The sequence below is a fragment of the Streptomyces sp. L2 genome, assembly GCF_004124325.1.
Lineage (GTDB): Bacteria > Actinomycetota > Actinomycetes > Streptomycetales > Streptomycetaceae > Streptomyces.
Genome location: NZ_QBDT01000001.1, coordinates 3,999,111 through 4,017,267, shown reverse-complemented (window position 1 = coordinate 4,017,267; position 18,157 = coordinate 3,999,111). Strand labels below are relative to the sequence as shown.

The following is an 18,157-nucleotide window of genomic DNA, read 5'->3' as shown; positions in this document are numbered from 1 at the left end:
GTAATGACCACCCAGCCGAGGGTTCGGGACGAAGGGGGTCGTACCAGATGCGTGCCAGATCGTACGGGGAACTGCGGGGAACACCGGGGAATCAACGGACCCGCCCACCAGGCGCCGCTACCCTTCCGCCGCAGGTCCGGCCCGCAGCGAGCCCGAGATCACGTTAGCTTCCATAGCTCAGGGCTTCTGCACGCTCTCATCGTGCAGCCTCACCGCTTGCAGCAGGCAAGAGCGCAAGTTCACCGTGCCGAGGTCGACGGAGGCATACGCTGCGGAGCAGGGCAGTGTGAGACGGAGAACTGATGGTGCGAAGAGGTCACGCGGGCAGCTACTTGTACTGGTCAGAGCGCCGCGTTGCCGAGATCACATCCGACAACGGCATCAAGCTGGATGGCCGACCGAACTGGACTCTCAAAGCCGCCTTGCAGGGCATCGGGGTCGAGGTCGGCAATGGAAACCGGGGCGAGCTCACCCGCCACGAAAGGGCCTACAAGATCGAAAAGCACATCGGTGCCCAGGCGGCCTCCGCCCTCGACAAGCCCCCTCCTGCTCGCTTCGCCAAGGGCGCCGGCCAGATCCACATCGCCAGGTTCATTGGCGGGCCGGAGCGGGACAAGGGGGCGATGTTCCACATCAGGACGACCAACAATGCAGGCCAGCAGATCGATCTTGTGCTCTTCGGCAGCATGGACAACTTCCCCGGCCGGATTCTGCGCCCCGGAGACGCCCCCGAAGCCGGGTGGTTCTCATCAGCATGGCGCGCCATCGCTGAACTGTTGGAGAGCCGAGGCACCAGGAACACGTCTCAATGGGATGATCCCGAACAACTGTCAGTGGAAGCTCTGAACATCGCACTGAACCAAGGCTCCATCGGCACAGAAGAAGAGCACGAAGGCCGCCCCTGGACGCGTGGATACACGCTCGCCCATGCAGATGACAGTGAGTGGTTCGCTCAGGTCTACACCGACGTCGTGCTCACCGAGAGCCGCTGGCACCTTTCGGGCAATATGCTGGCAGCACAACGGATCATCGTCGGAGCCCCAGTGTGGATCCGTACCGCAAGCCCAGCATCCTTGATCCGCTATGCACGGCTGCCCGGCCGGCCAGCAAGAGGCGCCCGTCGCCGACGGCTCCCGTTCCTGCGCTGACGACCCAAGTCCCCCCGTCGGCCGTCTCAGTTCCCGTCTCATTCACCCAGGTTCACCGGCGTTCAGATGAGTCCAGCTCTCCTCGCTCGCTCAATGGCCAACCGCCTATGAACGCAGGTGAACGCCCCTGCACACACCCCATCACCCCACCAACACAGTTGGAAAGCGTGTTGGGGGCAACCCCTCACGAGTTCGAATCTCGTATCCTCCGCAGCCGCCTGTACAGGCGAATCGAAGAGCCGAGCCACGCGTTGTGGCTCGGCTCTTCGGTGTGACGCTTCCACATCCCGCGGCGCGCCGCAGTCGAGGCAGGACGCGAGCCGGCAACGCCCACCAAAAGGTGCACCTGCCCTGATGCGGCACCCGCCGGCCATGGGGTACGCCATTCCGGAATCCGGCGCCGAGCCTCCCGCCCCACGGCGACTCCCCGGTCTGACGAGGTGCACCTCCATGAAGTCCCGATCAGCGCTGGCGACATGGCTGAGCAGCCTCGGCCGCTCTCGTCTGGCACGCGTGCTCGAAGCACGGAAGGACGCCGCCTCCCCTCCGGAGCCGCGCTCGGTGGGGGAACTGGCCGACCGTCTTCAGCGCCCCGGATCGGTGGCCCTGGCCCTGCCGCGGCTCGCGCTGCCACACCTCCAGGTGGCCGAGGCGCTGGCGGCGCTGGGTACGCCCGCGTCGCGCGATGCCCTGGCGGCGCTGCTGGGGGCGACGGACCACGAAACCACCCGCCAACTGGACGTCGTGCTGGAAGCGCTGGCCGATCAGGCTCTGGTCTGGCCGGACGGCGCGGGGAGACTCCGCATGGCCGGACCACTGCGCCAGGCATGGGACGCGCCCCTGGGACTGGATGCGCCGCTGGAGCAGCTGCTCGCGGACGCGGCCTCCGAGGACCTGCGCGGCATGCTGGCAGCCCTGGGCATCAAGCCGCCGGCCACCAAGTCGCAGCGTCTGGCCGCTCTGAGGGCACATCACAGGGACCCGGAACAGGTCGTCCCCCTGGTCGCGCAAGCTCCTGCGGCGGCCCGGAGGCTGCTCGAACACCGCGCGGAGGGCGTGCCGGGGCAGCAGCCGTTCAACGTGTTCGGCGCTTCCGGCCCCGGCCTTGAACCGGGCGCCCGGTGGGCACTGGAGCGGGGACTCCTGATCCAGGATCGTCAGGCCTACGGTCCGGCCCGTATGCCGGCCGAGGTGGCGCTCTCGCTGCGCGGACCCGGCCGGCCCGCCCCGTTCACACCGGTCCCGCCTTGCGTGCGATCGGCGTCCGTCACACCCGCCGAGGTGGACCACGAGGCCGCGGCCGCGGCCACGGCGTTCGCGTCCCGTGCCGTCTCGGTCCTGTCGGCCTGCTCGGTCACCGCGCCGGCCCGGCTGAAGTCCGGCGGGGTCGGGGCGCGTGAACTGGCCCGCATCGGCAAGGCCGCGCAGGCCGACGACGCCGTCGTACGCCTTGCTCTTGAGACGGCGTACGACGCCGGGCTCCTGGGCGTGGACGGTGACCGCGTGGCGCCCACCGAGGCGTACGACGCCTGGGCGGAGCAGGAACCCGCGGAGCAGTTCGCGGTACTGCTCCAGGCATGGCGGAACCTGCCGCTCACCCCGACCGAGTCGCGCGACGAGGACAACAAGGCGCTTCCCGCTCTCGCGGGAGCACCGCCCTGCAACGACTGCGTGCAGGCCCGCCACGGGCTGTTGGCCGCAGCCGGCCGGCTTCCGGCGAGGCAGGGCGCGACAGTCGCCTCGGATCTGGGGTCCCTGATCACCTGGCACCGCCCGCTCACCCACTCGTCACCCCCGGACGGAACCCCGTTCGCCACCGTGATCCGTGAGGCCGAGATTCTCGGCGTACTCGCTCGCGGCGCTCTGTCCGCCTTCGGTATCCATCTGCGGACCGGCGACACGGAGGCGCTGGGCATGGAGTGCCGGCGACTGCTGCCCTCGGCCACCGCGACGGCACGGATCGGCGCCGATCTCACCGCCGTCGTCACCGGCACCCCGTCCGCTCGACTGGCCTCGCTCCTGAACGCCGTCGCCGACCGCGAGACCAGCGGCACGGCATCGGTGTGGCGGTTCAGCGCCGGCAGCATCCGCCGGGCACTGGACGCCGGCCGTCTCCGCGACGCCATCACGGCCGACCTGGCCGCTGTCGCCGCCGGGCCCCTGCCGCAGGCGCTGACCTACCTGATCGCCGACACCGCACGCGCCCACGGCCGCGTGCGCGTCGCCCCCGCCGCCTGCGTCCTCCACAGCGACGAGCCCGCTCTCATCGCCGAACTCGCCGCCCACCGCAAGCTTGCCGAGCTCGGGCTACGACAGCTGGCACCGACGGTTCTGATCAGCCGCAGCCCGCTCGACACGACCCTCGCCACGCTCCGGGCCGAGGGATACGCCCCCGTCGCCGAGACGGCCGAGGGCACGGTACGGGTCGGGGGAACCCGGCCTCAGCGGGCCGCCGCGCCGGTGCCGGCTCCCCGCCCCGGCGCGGGGGACCGTGGCCGGATCGCTGCCACAGGCACGGCGAAGAAACCCGCCCCAGCCGACCCGAACACCTTGGCGGCCCGGTTGCTGGCCGCCCCGCCGACGACTCCGGAACCCGCGCCGTTCGACGGAGGACCGCCCTTCGCCACGGACACCGAGGAGATCGTCGCAGGGTGGGCGAAGCACCTGCCGTACAGCGACGTCCGCCAGCTCGCGTACGCGATCGATGCCGACGCACCCATCACCGTCGACTACGTCGCCACCTCGGGGAACCGGACGGTACGCACCCTCAGCCGCCTCGAACTCGACCCGCCCTACCTCGAAGCCTGGTGCCACCTGCGTCAGGACGAGCGCGTTTTCACCCTCTCCCGCATCCACGGCGTCATGAGCCCCGCGCCCGAATAAGGGGAAGATGGTATCGAGAGAGATAGTATCTCTGTCGATACCATCCCTCTCAGGAGGCTCGCCATGCGTCGTTTCATCGGACGGGATCGCGAGCTGAACGTGCTCGGCTCCGCCCTGCGGGCGGTCCACGATGCCGTCGGGTCGGCGAAACCGGGGCGATGCGTCCTCATGCGAGGAAGACGGCGGGTCGGCAAGTCCCGCCTCGTCGAGGAGTTCCTCCGGCGCACCGAGACGCCGTACCTCTTCTTCACCGCCGCAGGCGGCACGGCGGAGGACGAACTGACGGAGTTGCTCGACGCCGTCGCCAGATCCAACCTCCCGGAGCGGGAACTGTTCTCCGAGGAGACCCCGGCGCAGTGGAACGCGGCCTTGAGGCTGCTCGCGGAGCTGCTTCCCGACGACAGCCCGAGCGTGGTGGTCATCGACGAGGTTCCGTATCTCATGGACCGCATCGACGCCTTCGAGGGCATGCTCCAGCGGGCATGGGACCGGCTACTCAGCCGAAAGCCGGTACTTCTCCTCCTGGTCGGATCCGATCTGTCGATGATGGAGGCGCTGAACAGCTACGACCGTCCCTTTCACCAGCGGGGCCGGGAAATGATCGTCGGGCCCCTGAACCCCGCCGACATCGGCGAGATGCTCGACCTGTCGCCGGCGGCCGCGTTCGACGCCGCCCTGGTCACGGGAGGTCTTCCCCTGATCTGCGCGGAGTGGCGGTCCGGGGCCGACGTCTGGGAGTTCCTACGGGACTCGCTGGACAACCCCATCTCAGCCCTGCTGGTCTCCGCCGAACGCTCACTGGCCGCGGAGTTTCCACCGCAGGCGATGAGCAGGGAGGTACTGCGGGCCATCGGATCCGGAGAGCGGACCTTCACCAACATCGCGCGTGCGGCCGGCGGCATCGCCCACACCACGCTTACCCGAGCCACAGACGTGCTGACCGGGAAACGGGTCGTGGCTGCCGAACTTCCCCTCTCTCTCAGGCCGTCGAAGGAACGCCGCTACCGGGTGGCAGACCCCTACCTGCGGTTCTGGCTCGCGTTCCTGGATCCGCACATGGCGGAGATCGAACGGATGCGGGGGGATCTCACGCTGAGCCGCATCCAGGAGCAGTGGACGAGCTGGCGGGGCCGCGCCGTCGAGCCCCTGGTGCGCGAATCCCTCGCCCGTCTCCTGCCGGACGGGTTCCTGGCTGCCGCCCCGGCGATCGGTGGGTACTGGACCCGCAGCAACGACGTCGAAATCGACTTGGTGGGCGCCGACCGGCACCCGGTGGCCAAACAGTTGCTCTTCCTCGGCTCGGTCAAGTGGCTGGAGAACTCCGCGTTCGACAGCCACGACCTGGCCGCACTGCAGAAGCACCGGGCGGCGATCACCGACGAGCCAGTACCGCTCGTGGCGGTCTCCCGCAACGGGGCCGGCTGTTCCGGCCTTCAGGCGGTGTACGGCCCCGAGGACCTGCTCAACGCTTGGCGCAGGGCATGAGCGGGAACCGAGAGCCAGTGCCTCACCGGGCACGTTGTCGAAGGGCCCCACCGTTCGCGGTGGGGCCCTTCGACGTTTCTCTGCGGCTGCACGGGTGGAGTTCGGCGGCTGCCCACGGCGTCCGGCGCCCGGAGCGGTGTGGCGCCGGATTACATGGGGCTGCGCCTCTGCGTGGGGCGTGCCGGTGTCCTTCACGGACCGGGTCCGACGATCGAAAGAGCGCAATGGCAGAGCGCGATTCTCGCAAACGCACCGGCCGCGGCCCGCTCCTCCGCGGGCTCGCCGCTGCCGTGCTCGCGGCGGCCGGCATGCTGGTGGTCTCGGCAGGGCCCGGACACGCGACGGGCATGACCGGCGCGGCCGCTGCTGCGCCCGCCGCACAGTTCACGCCGTTGACGGCGGCCGTGATGACCGAGCCGACGCCGTTCGTCGCCACGGACGGCAAGACGCACCTGTCGTACGAGTTGCTCACCACGAGCGCACTGCCCACCAGCGTGCCGTTGCGGCTCGATCGTGTCGATGTCCGAGACGCCCGCACGCACCGGGTCGTCGGCTCGCTGAGCGGGGAGGCGCTGGCAGGGGCCGCCAATCCGGTGGGCGACCCCCTGCCGGGTGCGGACGGGTACACCCCGGCGCCCCCGCCGCCGACACCGACCGTCATCCAGGGCTCCCAGGAGTGGATCATCTGGCTCGACCTGACCCTTGACCGCGGTCAGCGGGTGCCCAGGGTCCTCGAACACCATCTCTCGGGTGCCGTCCTGGCCGCATCCGGGTCCTCCGCCTTCGACGAGACGGTGCAGGCCACGCCGACCTCCGGCGTCGCGCCGCTGAACCTGAGCCCGCCGGTCCGCTCCGGAACCTGGTACGCGAGCGAGTCGTGCTGCGGCAACACCCACCACCGGCGCGGACTCGCCCCGATCAACGGTCGTTTCGACGTGCCGCAGCGCTTCGCGATCGACTGGTACCGGGTCGGCGAGCACGGGCAGACCTGGGCAGGCGATCCCGGACAGCTCACCAGTTACCTGAGCTACCGTCAGCCGGTCGTGGCCGCGGCCGGCGGCAGAGTGGTGGAGGTCCAGGACGGGATCGCGGACAACCCGCCGCCCGCCACGCCGCCCGTCCCGCCCATCGAGGACACGGTCGGCAACCACGTCACCCTGGAAGTCGCACCGGGCCGCTACCTGCTCTACGCCCACCTGACACCCGGCTCGCTCACCGTCCGGGAGGGCGAGCGCGTCCGAGCCGGCCAGGTCCTCGGCCTGATCGGCAACAGCGGCAACTCCACCACGCCGCACCTGCACTTCCAGGTGATGACCACGGCCGAGTTCTTCCCGACCGACAGCCCGCCGTTCACCTTCCGGCAGTTCCGCGTCCTCGGACACGTCCAACCGCGGATCTGGGACGACAACCTGGGCCTGCAGCCCACAGGCGTCCTGCCGATCACACCCTCCCCGTACGACGGCCGTCACCGCGCGCAGTACCCACTCGACCGCGAGGTCCTGAGGTTCTGAGGTTCTGAGGTTCTGACCAACCGGGGATACGGGCCTCAGCGGGTGGTGAGGAGTTCCAAGGTGTCGATCACCCGGTTCGAGAAGCCCCATTCGTTGTCGTACCAGGCGACCACCTTGATGTGGCGGCCGTCGACGCGGGTGAGGGCCGAGTCGAAGATCGAGGAGGCCGGGTTGCCCGTGATGTCGGCGGAGACGAGCGGGTCGTCGGAGTATTCGAGGACGCCGGCGAGCGGGCCCTCCGCCGCGGCGCGGTACGCCGCGAGCACCTCGTCGCGGGTGACGTCGCGGGCGACGGTCGTGTTGAGTTCGACGATCGAGCCCACCGGGACCGGCACCCGGATCGAGTCGCCCGACAGCTTGCCGTCGAGGTTCGGCAGGACCAGGCCGATCGCCTTGGCGGCGCCCGTCGTGGTCGGCACGATGTTGACGGCGGCGGCGCGGGCGCGGCGGGCGTCGCGGTGCGGGCCGTCCTGGAGGTTCTGCTCCTGCGTATAGGCGTGCACCGTCGTCATGAAGCCGTGCTCGATGCCGGCGAGTTCGTCGAGGACCGCGGCCAGCGGGGCGAGCGCGTTGGTCGTGCAGGAGGCGTTCGAGACGATCGTGTGCACGTCCGGGTCGTACGCGTCGGTGTTGACGCCGTACGCGAGCGTGACGTCGGCGCCGTCCGAGGGCGCGCTGACGAGGACCTTGCGCGCACCCGCGTCGAGGTGGGCGCGGGCGGCCTTGGCCGAGGTGAAGCGGCCGGTGGCCTCCAGGGCGATGTCGACGCCGAGTTCGGCCCACGGCAGGCGGGCCGGCTCGCGCTCGGCGAGCACCTTGATGCGGCGGCCGTCGACGACGAGGACGTCCCCGTCGACGGTCACCGGGCGACCGAGCCGGCCGGCCGTCGTGTCGTAGGCGAGCAGCCGGGCGAGGGTGGCGGGCTCCGTGAGGTCGTTGACGGCGACGATGTCGAGGTCGGTGTCGCGTTCGAGCAGGGCGCGCAGCACGTTGCGTCCGATGCGGCCGAATCCGTTGATCGCGATGCGAGTCTTACGAGTCATGAGTGGTGTCATCCCCTTCGGTTCCCCACCAGCCTCGCGCGCGGCCTCCGCCCCGGACAGCGGCGCGATCGCCATGGTTCGCAAGGATCGCGCCATCCCGTCGTCTCGCCCTCGCGTCGTCTCGCCGTCGTGTCGTCTCGCCGTCGTGTCGTCTCGCCCTCGCGTAAACGGCGGCCGGGTCCGTCGGGGGCTACTCGCCCCGGGTGAACGTGCGGCGGTACTCGCTCGGTGTGGTGCCGAGGATGCGCTGGAAGTGCAGCCGCAGGTTCGCGCCGGTGCCCAGGCCGACGTCGGCGGCGATCTGCTCCACGCTCCGTTCCGAACGTTCGAGCAGTTCACGGGCCAGGTCGATGCGGGCGCGCATGACCCACTGCATCGGCGTGTACCCGGTGTCCTCGGCGAAGCGGCGCGAGAAGGTGCGCGGCGAGACCGCCGCGTGCCCGGCGAGGATCTCCAGGGTGAGAGGTGCGTGGAGCCGGTGCAGCGCCCACTCGCGGGTGGCGGCGAACCGTTCGCCGAGCGGCTCGGGCACGCTGCGCGGCACGTACTGCGCCTGACCGCCGCTGCGGTAGGGGGCCGCGACCAGGCGCCGGGCCGCGTGGTTGGACGCGGCCACTCCGAGGTCGCCGCGCAGGATGTGCAGGCACAGGTCGATGCCCGAGGCGGCCCCGGCCGAGGTCAGCACGCTGCCCTCGTCGACGAACAGCACGTTCTCGTCGACCTGGACACGCGGGTGCTTCGCCGCGAGCGCCCGTGAGTAGTGCCAGTGCGTCGTGGCCCGTCTGCCGTCGAGCAGGCCCGTCGCGGCGAGCGCGAAGGCGCCCGTCGAGATGGCGGCGAGCCGCGTGCCCCGGGCGTGGGCCGCGAGCAGCGCGTCGACGACGGCCCGCGGCGGGTCGTCGCGGTCCGGGAACCGGTAGCCGGGGATGAAGACGACGTCGGCCCAGTCGAGGGCGTCGAGCCCATGGGCGACGGAGTACGACAGACCGTCGCCGCCGGTCACGAGACCGGGTGCCGCCCCGCACACCCGCACCTCGTACGGCATGCTCGCGCGGGTCGTGAACACCTGCGCCGGGATACCGACGTCGAGCGGTTTCGCACCCTCCAGCACCAGAACGGCGACGCGGTGCAGACGGGAGGACGACACGGGGACAGGGTACGAGGGGGGCGCGCCTCGTACGTCACGCGTGGTCGAACCGGGGCTCCGGGTGGGGCGGGCCGGGCCAGGTGAGGGCCAGGGTCATGTGGTGCTGGGTCTGTTCGGCCACCACGCGGGCTTCCGCCACGGCGTCGCCGAGTTCGCGTATCAGGCTCTCGTACACCGGGAGGCGGTCGATTCCGGTCGGGCTGGGGGTCACAGCGGGTCCTTCTGTGGAGCGGCTACGGGGACTGTTCCCGGGGGACGCATACCCCCGTGGGTCTCGGCGGGCGGCAGCCAGGTCACGCCCACAAGCCGATGAAACAGGACGGCCGGGCCGGCGACGCACCCTCGCCCGGGAACCCCCGCAGGAGCCTCACATCGGCTGCACACAGTCTTTCGAAAGCATCGTTACCGTTACTGGCTGCTCGATCCCGCGTGCGAACGTGACCGGGCCGCGGCCCGGGGGGTCGACGGCGTGCCAAGTCAGGAAGACCGCAGATGGACTACTGCTCCTCGTGTCGTCGGCATCTCAACGGCGCCCTGGTGTGCCCCGGGTGCGGTGCGTACGCACCCGACATCGCCCCCAGCACCACCCCGGCCGCCGCTTCCGGCTTCGTCCCCGCGGCCCCCTACGACTCCAACGGCTCCTACGGCTCCTACGACTTCACACCCGGCCCCGCCGCCTTCCCCCTCACGGAGATGATGGCGCCGGCGGAGAGGCCGTCGCCCGTCGCCCCCGACACGTGGGACGCCGGCGGCCATGACCATGGCAATGACCACGGCGATGGCGATGGCGACGTCGATCTCGAGGCCGTTCCGGTGGCGACGCGAGGGCGGGCCGCACGGCGCCGGCAGCGGGCCCGATGGAAGAAGACCCAGCGCCGGGCCGTGGTCGCGACGGCCGTCGCGCTCGTCGGCGGCGGGCTGACCCTGGCCTCGATGGACCGGCACTCCGGCGACCGCGCGCAGGCGGCGGCCGGTCCGAAGAACCCCGGCGCGGGACAGTCGGCGCAGGACGACGTCCTGCCGACCTCACCGCGTCCCGACACCCAGCGCTCCGTACCGACGGCGCACACCCAGTCGGCGTCCGACTCCGGCCACACCTCCGCGCACTACGCGACCGCATCCGTGCGTACGGCACCCGGTGGCCAACCCGGCACCGGCACCGCCACCGCCACCCAGGTCCACACGGCGACGCTGTCGGCACCGCAGTCGTACACCGCCGCGTCGTCCTCGGACGGCACCGCCTCCGGACACGCGGGCACGCCCCCCACCACGCCCACGGGTACGACGAACACCACGAACAGCGCGGGTACGACGTCTGTCACGACTCCCGTCCAGGCGCCCGCCCCCGCCCCCGCACCCACCAGCGGCACGGACTCGGGCACCTCGCCGACGACCACCACGTCGAGCACCTCGACCACGTCGGACCCGGCCACTCAGCCCCAGCACCAGCAGCTCTGCCTGCTCGTCCTGTGCGTGGGCTGAGCGAGAGCGAGAGCCAAAGCGCGAGCGGGAGCGGGAGCGAAAAGCGGGCCCGGTCCGGTCGGCCATAGCCTCAGCCCCCGTCCCGCTGGCAGCGCGGGCACCACACCGTGCCGCGGCCGCCCACCCTCGACCTGTTCAGGAGGGAGCCGCAGCGCGGGCAGACCGGGCTGGGCTCGTCGCGGTGGCCGGTGAGCCAGGCGTCGCGGGGCGGGACCCGGCCCGCGGCGACCGCGGAGCGCAGGGTGCGGCGCATGTGGGTGAACAGGCTCCGGAGTTCGGCCTCGGTGAGGTCCCGCGCGGAACGGGTCGGGCGCAGCCCGGCACGCCACAGGATCTCGTCGGCGAGCAGATTGCCGAGCCCGCCAGGACGTGCTGGTCGGTGAGCACGCTCTTGATCCCGCCCCGGTGCGTGGTGAGGGCGGCCTCGAACGCCGCCCGGTCCACCGCCAGCGCGTCGGGCCCCTGGTCCGCGAGCAGCCGGTCTACGGCGCTCTCGTCGTCGGCCAGCCACAGGCCGCGGAGTTTGCGCTGGTCTCGGTAGTGGAGCCGGCGGTCGGCGCCCACGGTGAACAGGACGCGGTCGTGCGGCTCGGGCGGGTCGTCGGGGTGGCGGCACAACAGGAGGCCAGTCATGCCGAAGTGCAGCAGGACGGTGGGGCCGCCCGCCGTGGTCCGGGCGAGCAGCCACTTGCCGTGCCGTTCGGGGGCGGCGAAACGCCTGCCCTCCAGTGCGTCGCGCAGCCGCCGCGCGCTCACCCCGTGCAGTACGCCCGTGTCGCGCACCTCGACCCGCCGGATCACCCTGCGCCGCGCACAGGACTCCAGCACCTGCCGGAATCCTTCCACGTCGGGCAGCTCGGGCACGGGCCCGCCTCCCTGGCTGAGGGGACAGGTCCAGTCTCGTACGGACAGGTCCCCTCACGCGCGCCCGCCGCAGGACGGGCGGATTGGTCAGCGGCCCACGTACTTCGCCAGGTGCTCCCCCGTCAGCGTCGACCGGGCGTCGACCAGCTCGGACGGGGTGCCCTCGAAGACGACGCGGCCGCCGTCGTGGCCGGCGCCGGGACCGAGGTCGATGATCCAGTCGGCGTGGGCCATGACCGCCTGGTGGTGCTCGATGACGACGACGGACTTGCCGGAGTCCACCAACCGGTCGAGCAGTCCGAGGAGTTGCTCGACGTCGGCGAGGTGGAGACCGGTGGTCGGCTCGTCGAGTACGTAGACGGACCGGTCGCCGCCCTTGTCTCCCATGTGCGTGGCCAGCTTCAGCCGCTGCCGTTCGCCACCGGACAGGGTGGTGAGCGGCTGGCCGAGGGTGAGGTAGCCGAGGCCGACGTCGGTGAGCCGTTCGAGGATCTTGTGCGCGGCCGGGGTACGCGCGTCCCCGGTGCCGAAGAACTCCTCGGCCTCGGTCACCGACATCGCGAGCACCTCGCTGATGTCCCGGCCGCCGAGGTGGTACTCCAGGACGGACGCCTGGAACCGCTTGCCGTCGCAGTCCTCGCAGGTCGTGGCGACGCCGGCCATGATCGCCAGGTCGGTGTAGACGACCCCGGCGCCGTTGCAGGTCGGGCAGGCGCCCTCGGAGTTGGCGCTGAACAGGGCGGGCTTGACGCCGTTGGCCTTGGCGAACGCCTTGCGGATCGGTTCGAGCAGTCCGGTGTACGTCGCCGGATTGCTGCGCCGCGAGCCGCGGATCGGCGTCTGGTCGACCGAGACCACGCCCGCGGCGGCGGGAACGGACCCGTGGATCAGCGAGCTCTTGCCGGAGCCGGCGACTCCGGTGACCACGCACAGCACCCCGAGCGGGACGTCGACGTCGACGTCCTGGAGGTTGTGCCGGTTCGCGCCGCGGATCTCCAGGGTGCCGGTGGCCCCCCGCACCGACTCCTTCAGCGAGGCCCGGTCGTCGTAGTGGCGGCCGGTGATGGTGCCACCGCCCCTGAGCCCCTCGACGGTGCCCTCGAAGCAGACGGTGCCGCCCGCCGTACCGGCGCCGGGGCCGAGGTCGACGACGTGGTCGGCGATGGCGATGACCTCCGGCTTGTGCTCCACGACCAGCACCGTGTTGCCCTTGTCCCGCAGGCGCAGCAGCAGGGCGTTCATCCGCTGGATGTCGTGGGGGTGCAGGCCGGTGGTGGGCTCGTCGAAGACGTACGTCACGTCGGTGAGCGAGGAGCCGAGGTGGCGGATCATCTTGACCCGCTGCGCCTCACCGCCGGACAGCGTGCCCGCGGGCCGGTCCAGCGAGAGGTAGCCGAGGCCGATCTCCACGAAGGAGTCGAGGGTCTGCCGCAGCGCGGTGAGCAGCGGCGCCACGGACGGCTCGGCGAGAGAGCGGACCCATTCGGCGAGGTCGCTGATCTGCATCGCGCAGGCGTCGGCGATGCTGACGCCGCCGATCTTGGACGACCGGGCGCCCTCGCTGAGGCGGGTGCCGTCGCAGTCGGGGCACGTGGTGAAGGTGACCGCGCGGTCAACGAACTCCCGGATGTGCGGCTGCATCGCCTCCCGGTCCTTGGACAGCATCGACTTCTGGATGCGCGGGATGAGCCCCTCGTACGTCATGTTGATGCCCGCGATCTTCATGCGGGTCGGCTCGCGGTGCAGGAAGTCCTGCAACTGCCTCTTCGTGTACGAGCGGATCGGCTTGTCGGCGTCGTAGAGGCCGGACTCGGTGTAGAGCCGGTAGTTCCAGCCGCCCGGCTTGTACCCGGGAATGGTGAGGGCGCCCTCGTTCAGCGACTTGTCCTCGTCGTAGAGCTGGGTGAGGTCGATGTCGGTGACGGAGCCGCGGCCCTCGCAGCGCGGGCACATGCCGCCGGTGATGCTGAAGCTGCGGCGCTCCTTGACCTTCTGGCCGCCGCGCTCCACGGTGACCGCGCCGGCTCCGCTGATCGAGGCCACGTTGAAGGAGAACGCCTTGGGCGAGCCGATGTGCGGCGTGCCGAGCCGGCTGAAGAGGATGCGCAGCATGGCGTTGGCGTCGGTGGCGGTGCCGACGGTGGAGCGGGGGTCGGCGCCCATCCGCTGCTGGTCGACGGTGATCACCGTGGTCAGCCCGTCGAGTACGTCGACCTCGGGGCGGGCCAGGGTCGGCATGAAGCCCTGCACGAACGCGCTGTACGTCTCGTTGATCAGGCGCTGCGACTCGGCGGCGATGGTGTCGAACACCAGCGAGCTCTTGCCCGAGCCGGAGACGCCGGTGAACACGGTCAGCCGGCGCTTGGGGATCTCGACGCTGACGTCCTTGAGGTTGTTCTCGCGCGCGCCGTGCACCCGGATCAGGTCGTGGCTGTCGGCGGTGTGCGGCTCGGGCGACTGCGTGTCCGTCCTCGTGGCCATGCTCATCGTGACTCCATCCGTCGTGGGCGCCGGGAAGGCCGACTGAGGCCACGCTAACCGGGGCCCGGCCGTGAACGCTTCTCGATTCCTGACCGATGCCGCCCTCATCCGCTAGCCGGTCACTCGCACCACCCGGTGCACCGTCACCTGGTCCAGCTCCGACACCCGCACCGTCGCGTTCACGGTCCAGTCGCCCGCGAGGGGCAGCGTGAAGGAGTCGGCCGCCCAGTAGCCGCCCCGGTCGGTGATCCTGGTGTCCAGGGGGCCGATCTTCCGCGCGGCGAGCGTGAGGGTGAGGCGGAGTTCGGGGACCGCGGCCAGGCCGCCGTCGGCGCCGTAGACGATGACCTGGACGGAGCCGGTGCCGACGCGGCCGGGGTCGAGGGTGATCTGCAGTTTGCCGCGGCCGCCGGTGGTGCCGGCGTCGAAGGGGACGGTCGTCACCAGGGCGGTCGGGATGCCGGCACCGGTGGCCGCCGCCGTATCCGGCGAGGAGACCGCCTCGGCCGCCGCCCGGCCGGGCACGGTGGTCGTCAGCAGCGTGGTGAGCACCAGGACGACGACTCCGACGGCCACTTCGACGAGGACGGAGCGGCGGAGGCGGTCGTGGACGGCGGGCGCCGGGACGCCGGGGGCGGATGCCGGTACGGCGGAGGCGGGCGCCGGGACGCCGGGGGCGGATGCCGGTACGGCGGAGGCGGGCGCCGGGACGCCGGGGGCGGCTTCGCCAGGGGCGGGTGCCGATAGGTATGCCGGGCTTGGGCCCTCGGCAGCCTTCGGTAGGGGGACCGGGGAGCCGCCGGCCGGCTGGGGGATGAGGTCGTACGCCGGGATCTCCTGCGCCGGGGACCGCCGCGCCGTCGCCAGGGCGGCCGTCCAGCGGCGGGACCAGGCCGCCGCCGTCAGCAGCAGGGTCACCGCCACGAGTTTCGCGAGCAGGGTGCGGCCGTACGTCGTGTCCGTGAGCGCCTGCCAGGAGCCCAGGCCCCGCCAGGACTGGTAGACGCCGGTCACCACCAGGACCGTCACCGAGGCGAAGGCCAGCCGGGAGAAGCGGGTGACGACCGGTGGCGGCGGGGTGTGGGCGAGCGTGACGAGCAGGGCCGTCAGACCGCCCAGCCAGGCCGACATGGCCAGGACATGGAGGGTGGCGGCGGTGATCGCCACCGGCACCTGGAGTCCGGCGGAGGCGTGTTCGGCCGCCGACCAGGTGAGGGAGAGCGCCACGGCGAGCGCGAGACCGGCGGCCGGCAGGACGGGCCTAGGGAGCGCCGGGCGCCGGCGTCCGCTGCCGGCCCAGGCGTAGAGGCCGGCGGCCAGCGCCAGCAGGGCGACCCGGGCGAGGAGGAGTTCGCCGGGCCGGGTCGTCGCCGTACGGGCGAGGGCGGAGCCGGTCAGGCCCGTCAGCGGGGAGGCGCCCTCCTCGTAGGGCGCCCGGAGGAGGAACAGGGCCGCGGCGGTGGCCACGAGGGTCCACCAGGCCACGCGCACCGGCCGGCGGAGGCGGTCCGTGCGCGGCGGCCGGCAGTACGCGACGAACGCCGCCGTGCCCAGCAGCAGTGCCACGGACAGGTAGGCCAGGTAGCGGGCGATGTTGTAGAGGCCGGTGGTGACGCCGTTCCCGGCCCGGTCAGGGTCCGCGATCGGCGTCGTGGCCGTGCGCGTGCCGACCGAGAAGGTGAGCGCGCCGGACACCGGGTGGCTGTCGGCGGACACCACCCGCCAGGCCAGCGTGTAGGTGCCCTTGCCCAGCTTCGCGGCGGTGAGGGGGACGCGGACGGTGTCGGGGCGGTCGGGGACGTGGTCGGGCCGGCCCGTGCGGACGCGGCGGTTGTGGGGGTCGTACAGCCGGAACGAGTCGTCCAGGAGGCCGACCGACTCCGTGTAGGTCAGCGTCAGTTGACGGGGGGCCGCCTTGAGGAGGGTGCCGTCGGCGGGATCGGTACCGCGCAGGGCCGCATGTGCCGACGCGGGGCCCGCCGTACCGAGGAGGACCAGCAGCACCCCGGCGACCGGCACCAGCGCACGGAACGCCCGCCGGAGCGGCAGCCCGGACCGCTGGAGCTGCCAGAACGGCTGGAGCTGCCAGAACTGCTGGCGCCACCGGAACAGCTGGAGCTGCCAGAACTGCTGGCGCCACCGGAACAGCTGGAGCTGCCAGAACTGCTGGCGCCACCGGAACAGCTGGAGCTGCCAGAACGGCTGGCGCCACCGGAACAGCTGGAGCTGCCAGAACTGCTGGGGCTGTCGAAACTGCTGGGGCTGCCAGGATTGCCGGGGCATCCGGGATCGGCGGGTCCGCGGCCCCGCCCTCCAGGCGTCCCACCGGAGCCGCAGCCCGGGCCGCCAGGACCACTGGGGCAGCCGGAATCGCCGGGTTCGCAGACCCGGCTTCCAGGCGTCCCGCCGGAGCCGGCTGCTCGGCCGCCAGGCCCGCCGCGCGAAACCTAGCGGCCGGGCCCCGTACACCTCACCGGCCCCACCGACCTCACCGGCCCCACCCACGTCGGCCCTCCCTCTCCCGGCGCACGGCTCCTCGTACTACGTACGGAGCGATCGGCCGTCGTGCTCAATGGAGTTCGGGGCGTCGGCCGCTCCCGGCGGGCGGGGGCCGGCCGTACGCGCGATCATCGAGCCATGGATGTGACTCTGCACCTCGCCCAGGACCCCGACGCCGACGCCCTGCTCGGGCGCAGTCCGCTGGCCGCGCTGGTCGGGATGCTGCTGGACCAGCAGGTGCCGATGGAGTGGGCGTTCAAGGGACCCGCGACCATCGCCCGGCGGCTGGGCGCCGACGACCTGGACGCGCACGAGATCGCCGGCCATGAGCCGGAGGCCTTCGCCGCGCTGCTCGCCGAGAAGCCCGCCGTGCACCGGTACCCGGGATCGATGGCCAAGCGGATCCAGCAGCTGTGCCAGTACCTCGTCGAGCACTACGACGGTGACGCGGAGGGCGTCTGGCGCGGGGCCGGCAGCGGCACGGAGCTGCTGCGCCGGCTGGAGGAACTGCCCGGGTTCGGGAAGCAGAAGGCGCAGATCTTCCTCGCCCTGCTCGGCAAGCAGCTGGGGGTACGGCCGCAGGGGTGGCGGGAGGCGGCCGGGGCGTACGGGGAGGCCAAGTCCTTCCGCTCCGTCGCCGACATCACCGGCCCCGAGTCACTGGCCAGGGTGCGCGCACACAAGCAGGAGATGAAGGCGGCGGCGAAGGCCGGGAAGGCGGGCAAGCAGCAGGGCTGAGAGCGGGGGCCGTTCCCTCCAGTGGCGGGAGCGACGCGGCCGTACTCACCATGGAGTATGAGCGAGCCATCACCGAGCAGCGGCTCCCCGTGGGGACGGGAGTTCGACGACCGCAAGGTCCATGCCACGGGCAGCCGCGACGACACCTTCACAGACCACCGAAGGGTCCGCACCGAGGAACCCCCGGGCGGCGCCACCGGCCCCCGGCAGGAATCCCGGACCGAACCCGAGCCACCCTTCGAAGGGCCCCTGAGCGCCCTGTCCGAGGCCGCCTGGCAGGTCATCCTCCTCACCGGCGGCGCCTCGCTGATCCTCGGCATCCTGGTGCTGATCTGGCCCGAGGCCACCCTGCTCGCCGTCGGCGTGCTGTTCGGCATCTACCTGGTGGTCAGCGGCATCTTCCAGCTGGTCGCCGCCTTCGGCACCCACAGGAGGACCTCGCTGCGCGTCCTGGCCTTCGTCAGCGGTGCCCTGTCGATCCTGCTGGGCCTGTTCTGCTTCCGGGGGCCCATGCAGTCGATCCTGCTGTTGGGCCTGTGGATCGGCATCGGCTGGCTGATCCGCGGGATCACCCAGACCCTGGCCGCCGCCTCCGACTCCCGCATGCCCGCACGGGGCTGGCACGCCTTCCTCGGCGTCGTCACCTTCATCGCCGGGATCGTCCTCATCGACTCCCCGTTCCGCTCCGTCGCCGTACTGACCCTCCTCGGCGGCTGGTGGCTGATCGCCGTAGGCATCGTAGAGATCATCACGGCATTCCGAGTCCGAGGCCGGGGAGCTGCGAAAGGGGCGCGGGCAACTGCGCAAAAGGGGGTCTAGGGGCGAAGCCCCAGGGACGGGAAGGGAAGGGGCGGCGGGGGGGGGCGAAAACCCACC

The 18,157-nt window shown here is 71.7% G+C and carries 12 protein-coding genes and 1 pseudogene; 7 read left to right on the top strand and 6 right to left on the bottom strand.

All coding sequences use genetic code 11. The features are described from left to right. Positions 1-302 precede the first annotated feature (302 nt). From DBP14_RS17765 to DBP14_RS17750, 4 genes are all read left to right on the top strand, one after another. Complete coding sequence (locus tag DBP14_RS17765; protein ID WP_129308171.1) at positions 303-1,148, top strand: hypothetical protein; 846 nt, start codon at positions 303-305, stop codon at positions 1,146-1,148. Between the two features lie 450 nt (positions 1,149-1,598). Further along, complete coding sequence (locus DBP14_RS17760; RefSeq protein WP_129308170.1) at positions 1,599-4,031, top strand: helicase-associated domain-containing protein; 2,433 nt, start codon at positions 1,599-1,601, stop codon at positions 4,029-4,031. Positions 4,032-4,094: 63 nt separating this feature from the next. Next, positions 4,095-5,516: a DUF234 domain-containing protein gene (locus DBP14_RS17755; RefSeq protein WP_129308169.1), complete on the top strand. Its 1,422-nt coding sequence runs from the start codon at positions 4,095-4,097 to the stop codon at positions 5,514-5,516. Positions 5,517-5,740: 224 nt separating this feature from the next. Next, positions 5,741-7,027, top strand: coding sequence for a M23 family metallopeptidase (locus DBP14_RS17750; RefSeq protein ID WP_129308168.1), 1,287 nt, complete (start codon positions 5,741-5,743; stop codon positions 7,025-7,027). A 35-nt stretch (positions 7,028-7,062) separates the two neighbouring features. Here DBP14_RS17750 and gap read toward each other — a convergent pair whose 3' ends face one another. The 3 genes from gap to DBP14_RS36095 form a co-directional block, all read right to left on the bottom strand. Next, positions 7,063-8,070 (bottom strand): type I glyceraldehyde-3-phosphate dehydrogenase, encoded by a 1,008-nt coding sequence (gene gap, locus DBP14_RS17745; RefSeq protein WP_129308167.1) that lies wholly within the window; start codon positions 8,068-8,070, stop codon positions 7,063-7,065. 190 nt (positions 8,071-8,260) lie between these two features. Continuing rightward, complete coding sequence (locus DBP14_RS17740; protein WP_129308166.1) at positions 8,261-9,217, bottom strand: helix-turn-helix domain-containing protein; 957 nt, start codon at positions 9,215-9,217, stop codon at positions 8,261-8,263. Between the two features lie 34 nt (positions 9,218-9,251). After that, positions 9,252-9,428, bottom strand: a complete 177-nt coding sequence (locus DBP14_RS36095; protein WP_164992350.1) for a hypothetical protein — start codon at positions 9,426-9,428, stop codon at positions 9,252-9,254. Positions 9,429-9,709: 281 nt separating this feature from the next. Here DBP14_RS36095 and DBP14_RS17735 point away from each other — a divergent pair, with 281 nt between their 5' ends. Next, positions 9,710-10,699, top strand: a complete 990-nt coding sequence (locus tag DBP14_RS17735) for a hypothetical protein (protein ID WP_129308165.1) — start codon at positions 9,710-9,712, stop codon at positions 10,697-10,699. A 70-nt stretch (positions 10,700-10,769) separates the two neighbouring features. On the opposite strand, the pseudogene DBP14_RS17730 reads toward DBP14_RS17735, so the two are convergent. The 3 genes and pseudogenes from DBP14_RS17730 to DBP14_RS17720 all read right to left on the bottom strand — a co-directional run bounded on the left by DBP14_RS17730 (position 10,770) and on the right by DBP14_RS17720 (position 16,327). After that, positions 10,770-11,563, bottom strand: a pseudogene (locus DBP14_RS17730) (DNA-formamidopyrimidine glycosylase family protein). 87 nt (positions 11,564-11,650) lie between these two features. Continuing rightward, complete coding sequence (locus DBP14_RS17725; protein ID WP_129308164.1) at positions 11,651-14,050, bottom strand: excinuclease ABC subunit UvrA; 2,400 nt, start codon at positions 14,048-14,050, stop codon at positions 11,651-11,653. A 105-nt stretch (positions 14,051-14,155) separates the two neighbouring features. Further along, positions 14,156-16,327: a copper resistance protein CopC gene (locus DBP14_RS17720; protein ID WP_241740957.1), complete on the bottom strand. Its 2,172-nt coding sequence runs from the start codon at positions 16,325-16,327 to the stop codon at positions 14,156-14,158. 354 nt (positions 16,328-16,681) lie between these two features. Between DBP14_RS17720 and DBP14_RS17710 the strand changes: the two genes are divergently transcribed. Both DBP14_RS17710 and DBP14_RS17705 read left to right on the top strand, forming a co-directional pair. Continuing rightward, positions 16,682-17,281, top strand: coding sequence for an HhH-GPD-type base excision DNA repair protein (locus DBP14_RS17710; protein WP_129308163.1), 600 nt, complete (start codon positions 16,682-16,684; stop codon positions 17,279-17,281). Between the two features lie 57 nt (positions 17,282-17,338). Next, complete coding sequence (locus tag DBP14_RS17705; RefSeq protein WP_129308162.1) at positions 17,339-18,100, top strand: HdeD family acid-resistance protein; 762 nt, start codon at positions 17,339-17,341, stop codon at positions 18,098-18,100. Positions 18,101-18,157 lie beyond the last annotated feature (57 nt).

Coding starts and splice junctions, on each gene's coding strand:
- DBP14_RS17755 (WP_129308169.1), top strand. CDS start 4,095: ATGCGTCGTTTCATCGGACGGGATCGCGAGCTGAACGTGCTCGGCTCC.
- DBP14_RS17760 (WP_129308170.1), top strand. CDS start 1,599: ATGAAGTCCCGATCAGCGCTGGCGACATGGCTGAGCAGCCTCGGCCGC.
- DBP14_RS17725 (WP_129308164.1), bottom strand. CDS start 14,050: ATGAGCATGGCCACGAGGACGGACACGCAGTCGCCCGAGCCGCACACC.
- DBP14_RS17765 (WP_129308171.1), top strand. CDS start 303: ATGGTGCGAAGAGGTCACGCGGGCAGCTACTTGTACTGGTCAGAGCGC.
- DBP14_RS17735 (WP_129308165.1), top strand. CDS start 9,710: ATGGACTACTGCTCCTCGTGTCGTCGGCATCTCAACGGCGCCCTGGTG.
- DBP14_RS17750 (WP_129308168.1), top strand. CDS start 5,741: ATGGCAGAGCGCGATTCTCGCAAACGCACCGGCCGCGGCCCGCTCCTC.
- gap (WP_129308167.1), bottom strand. CDS start 8,070: ATGACTCGTAAGACTCGCATCGCGATCAACGGATTCGGCCGCATCGGA.
- DBP14_RS17710 (WP_129308163.1), top strand. CDS start 16,682: ATGGATGTGACTCTGCACCTCGCCCAGGACCCCGACGCCGACGCCCTG.
- DBP14_RS17705 (WP_129308162.1), top strand. CDS start 17,339: ATGAGCGAGCCATCACCGAGCAGCGGCTCCCCGTGGGGACGGGAGTTC.
- DBP14_RS17720 (WP_241740957.1), bottom strand. CDS start 16,327: ATGCCCCGGCAATCCTGGCAGCCCCAGCAGTTTCGACAGCCCCAGCAG.